At 25.4% G+C, this 5,257-nt stretch carries 3 protein-coding genes and 1 pseudogene; 1 reads left to right on the forward strand and 3 read right to left on the reverse strand.

From position 1 onward, the window contains the following. A pseudogene (locus SPJ33_RS10070) lies at positions 1–521 on the reverse strand (FUSC family protein); the annotation flags it as partial. A gap of 319 nt (positions 522–840) precedes the next feature. Between SPJ33_RS10070 and SPJ33_RS10075 the strand changes: the two are divergent. Beyond that, a complete protein-coding gene (locus SPJ33_RS10075) occupies positions 841–2,199 on the forward strand; it encodes an SLC45 family MFS transporter (protein WP_321117833.1) in 1,359 nt (452 codons plus the stop codon). Between the two features lie 50 nt (positions 2,200–2,249). On the opposite strand, the gene SPJ33_RS10080 is transcribed toward SPJ33_RS10075, so the two are convergent. Together SPJ33_RS10080 and SPJ33_RS10085 are read right to left on the reverse strand one after the other, a co-directional pair. Next, a complete protein-coding gene (locus SPJ33_RS10080; RefSeq protein WP_321117834.1) occupies positions 2,250–3,917 on the reverse strand; it encodes an alpha-glucosidase in 1,668 nt (555 codons plus the stop codon). 107 nt (positions 3,918–4,024) lie between these two features. After that, entirely contained in the window at positions 4,025–4,924 is a 900-nt protein-coding gene (locus SPJ33_RS10085) for an AraC family transcriptional regulator (RefSeq protein WP_321117835.1), read from the reverse strand. Positions 4,925–5,257 lie beyond the last annotated feature (333 nt).

The following is a 5,257-nucleotide window of genomic DNA, read 5'->3' on the forward strand; positions in this document are numbered from 1 at the left end:
TTAACTTTATTTATTTCTGGACCATGTGGATTAAATAAATATCCAATCATACTTAATATCCATGAAAATACACTAGATAAAAATACTAATGCAATAACGATTGGAATTTGTGATGTTTTTATATTCATATTTGAAACCATACTAAAACTCATAACAAAAAATATTGTTGCTGGTCCTATCATTTTTAAAACGCTAAATACAAATGTTACAAAAAATCCTATTAAACCTATTATTAGTATTGATATCATAGGATATGTCCTAAGAACTAATCCTAAACCAACACATGAGGTTATGCCAAGACCTGCAAACAAAATCTTTTTAGCACGTCTAGCATATGGTTCATTAAACACATATAAATATGTAAATCCACCTATAGAAGCTATTAATCCATATCTTATGTTTCCCAATAAAATTCCAATTAATATTGGAAAAGCTCCAGATATCGCTGCACAAATTACCTTTTCCATAGAAGCTGGTCTTTTATTTAATCTAAATAGTTGTTTTATTATATTTTGTCTCATATTTACTTTTATTTTCTCTCCTTTCTTAAATTTAATTATAAATACAAGTGAATTTTCGACCATATATTATGATAACATAAAAAATATACTTTTATTGTATTTTCAATCAATTCGAAATAAAAAACTATCTTTCTTATTCTATATAATCACAATATTGCTTTAGTAAAACGTTTAAAAAAAGTAAAAAAAGTGTAATTTCAAGTCAATAAATCGTAAGAAGTTTTTAAAGTTAAGTTATAAAATATAGTTATACATAATACTTCAAATGCATTTTAAGTAACTTTTTATAGAGTTTATTAAACAATAGGAGGAAATTTATATGAAACAAAAGAGTAAATCAAATTACGAAGTAAATACAAAAAATAAATTACCTAACCTGCCAATTAGTACTATTTGGATGATAAGCTTTGGTTTCTTAGGAGTCCAAATGGCATTTCAATTGGAAACTTCAAATATGAGTCGTATATTTCAAACTTTAGGGGCAAGCCCTGATAATTTAGGATTTTTCTTTATTTTACCCCCACTTGCTGGTTTAATTGTTCAACCATTAGTAGGATATTTCTCAGATAAAACATGGATACCCAAAATTGGTCGTCGTATTCCTTATTTAATAATAGGTTCTGTCGCTGCTGTAATCGTTATGTGTTTAATGCCAAACTCAGGAAGCTTTGGTTTTGGATATGCTTCTGTAGCTGCTTTACTTTTTGGTGCGATTACTGTTTTAGTTTTAGATCTTGCTTCTAACGTTGCTATGCAACCGTTTAAAATGATGGTTGGAGATATGGTTAATGAAAAACAAAAAGGCTTTGCATATTCAATTCAAAGTTTTCTTTCAAATAGTGGTGCTGTATTAGCTAGTATTTTTCCATTTATATTAACTTTAATCGGAGTTTCAAATACTGCTTCAAAAGGAGTTGTTCCTAAATCAGTTATAATATCTTTCTATATAGGAGCTGCTATTTTAATTATTTGTTGTCTATTTACAGTATTCAAAGTTAAAGAATATTCACCTGAAGAATATGCATCATATCATGGTATTAATGTAAACGAAACCAAAGAAAAAAGTAATATTATAAAATTACTTATTAATGCTCCAAAAACTTTTTGGACAATAACTTTAGTTCAATTTTTCTGTTGGATGGCATTTCAATATTTGTGGACTTATGGTACTGGAGCTGTTGCATTAAATGTATGGCATACAACACAACCTTTTAGTCAAGCTTATCAAGAAGCTGGAAATTGGTTTGATGTTTTAACAGCTGTAGAATCAATTGGTGCTGTTTTATGGTCTCTTGTATTATCACGTATACCTAATAATAGTAAAAAAACATTCTATTTCCTTAGCCTTATATTAGGTGCTATAGGATTTGGTTCAGTATTCTTTGTTCATAATGAATATATATTAATAATTTCATTTATATTAATTGGAATTGCGTGGGCAGCAATGATGACATTCCCATTAACTATTTTAACTAATTCTTTATCTGGTAAAAATATGGGTATGTATCTTGGACTTTTCAATTGTAGTGTTTGTTTACCACAAATTGTAGCTTCTTGCTTAAGCTTTATAATTTTCCCACTATTAGGTTCTTCAATGCCTACAATGTTCTTAGTTGCTGGTATTCTATTAATAATTGGATCATTATCAGTTTTTACTATTAAAGAAACAACTAAATAATTTTAATAAAAAAAGAAGCCTCAGGCTTCTTTTTTTTATTTATCTTTTTCTTATAGTATTTCTACTACAATACCTTGATATGGTTCTAACATTAATTTATTATTATCAATTTCTACATATCCATAGTTATTGATTAACATTTTATATTTTTCTTCAAAATCTATCATTTGTTTTTTATTTTGATAATTTATTATTACCATTAAATTTTTATCTTTTCCTTTTCTATAAAATGAAATAACATTATCATAATTCTCTAAATCTGGTATAAAATCACCATATACAATTGCTTCACTATATTCTTCTGATTTTCTTAATTTTATTAGTTCCTTATGAAAACTTAAAACAGAATTTTTATCATTTAGTTGTGATTCTACATTTATTTCTTTATAATTTTTGTTTACACCAAGCCAAGGAGTTCCTTCTGTAAATCCAGCATTAATACTATCATTCCATTGGAATGGTGTTCTACCATTGTCTCTACTAAACTTATTTACAAGCTTTAAAGCCTCTTCTTTACTAAAACCTTCTTTAATAGCTCTATCATAATTTTCTATTGTAGATATATCATTAAACTTGTCTATAGAATCAAGGTTATTATTTGTCATGCCTATTTCTTCACCTTGATAAATAAAAGGAATCCCTCTACGCATTACTTCTATAATCGCAAGAGCCTTTTTACTAGTATCATTACACTCTCCTGCTTTTATATAACGGCTTACTCCTCTTGGTTCATCATGATTTTCAATAATATTTGCTTTAAAACCAATTCCTAAAGCTTCAAGTTGACTCTTAAAAATAACTTCTCTTAATTCATTTGTAGTAAATTCTTTGTTTAAATACCAACGATTTGATTGTTCTTGACCTAAAACTTCCATATCAAAATCAAATATAGATGAAAAATATCCATCCTCGCCTATAAACTTACCAAGTTCACCTTCCTTAGCATTGAAAACTTCTCCAACTGTAAAAGCATCATACTTATCAAAAGTTTCTCTTTTTAATTCTTTTAACATATCTCCAATGCCTTGAGCTTTGTTTAACATTTTACTTATATCACAAAGTCCATCTTCTCCATCAGCTTCAAAGTCTTGAAAACTTAAGTCTTTCTTTATGTTTATAATAGCATCTATTCTAAAACCAGCTAAACCTTTATCTAACCACCAATTAATCATTTTATATATTTCTTCTTTTACTTTTGGATTTTCCCAATTTAAATCTGGTTGTTCTTTTGCAAATGAATGGAAATAATATTTATTTGTATTAGGTATCTTTTCCCATACACTTCCTCCAAAATAAGATCTCCAATTGCAAGGAGGATTATCTCCTTTTCCTTCTCTTATATAAAAATACTTTCCATATTCTCCATCTGGATCTTCTAAAGCTTTTTTAAACCATTCATGTTTATCTGAACAATGATTTACTACTAAATCCATTATTATATACATATTTCTTTTTTTTGCTTCTTCTAATAACGTTTCCATATCATCCATTGTTCCAAAGCTTGGATCTATATTATAATAATCTGAAATATCATATCCTTGGTCAACCATAGGAGAACAATAAATAGGTGATAACCAAATTATATCAATACCTAAATCTTTTAAATAATCTAATTTACTTATAATTCCTTTTAAATCTCCAATTCCATCTGCATTTGTATCACAAAAACTTTTTGGATATATTTGATATGCTACTTTATTGTGCCACCACTTTTTCATAATCTAAAACCTCCTAAATTCAATGTTTTATTCTTTATACATCTATAATAAGATATTATAAGATAAATTTCTTATATATTCTTGATTTTAAATTACGCTTTTATGACCTATATATTATCTTTTCTATATTTCATTGGAGTTAATCCTGTTTGTTTTTTAAATGTATTTATAAAATTCCCCATATTATTAAATCCACATTCTAAACATATATTCATAATATTCATATCTGTTTCTTTTAATAATTCCTCACTCTTCTTAATTCTATATTCATTTATGTACTGCAGAGGAGATTTTCCAATAACACTTTTAAAAAATCTACAAAAATACTGTTCATTCATATTAATTTCTTTAGCTAAATCTTTTATAAAAATCTTCTTTTTATAATTATCCTTAATATATAAAATAATCTTTTTTATATATTCTATCTTATAATTATTAGTGTTTTCAGAATCACTAATTAATAAATTATTTTTATATAATATTGATAAAATACTAAGTAATCCTATTTTTATTTGTATTTGTGGAATCACATTATCTTTATAATTAGTATATATTTTTTCAACAACATTTTCCTTATATATATTTATGATTTTTTCATATTCCTTATATATATCATTGAAAACAGGATCATCTTTATAAATAAACCTTGGTATCTTTAGTTTTTTTGTTAAAAGAGGAGTTATTAATTCACTTTCAGTTAAATCAAACATATTAAAATTAAGCATTTTTAAATTAAATACTAGTGCACTTTCAGTACAAGGATAGTCTCCCCTTACTAAATGTAATTCTTCACTATTTATAAAACAAAAACATTCATCTTCTATAACATACTTGTCCATATCTATTTCAAGAGTAAATTTGCCCTTATTAAAATAAATAATTTCTAATTCAGAATGCCAATGGTATTTTGCTAATAAACCATCTTTTTTATTTTCTACTATATAAGCTGCACAAGGGAAATACATAGTACCATGTTTTATTTCTTCTTTTAAATTAGATTTATTCATAAAATCTTCCTCCAGATATCATTACGCAAATCACAAATTCTACACAATTCAATCTTTTATTTAATCTAAATAGTTGTTTCATTGCTTTTTTATATCATATTTTCTCTTTTTCTCAAATTTATATTAGTGTAAGTAAACTTTTTCAATTATATATTATGATAACACAAAATAATATGTTTTTACTGTATTTTCAATTAATGTATACTTAAAACATTTATTATTTTACTAAAATAATAATACAACATATACTTTAACTAAATATCCCTATTATTTTTAGATAAAATTTATTAATTTTCTATTTGAATAAGTAAATTCTTTAATATATAATTTATC

The organism is Clostridium sp. (assembly GCF_034179595.1).
Classification (GTDB): Bacteria; Bacillota; Clostridia; order Clostridiales; family Clostridiaceae; genus Clostridium.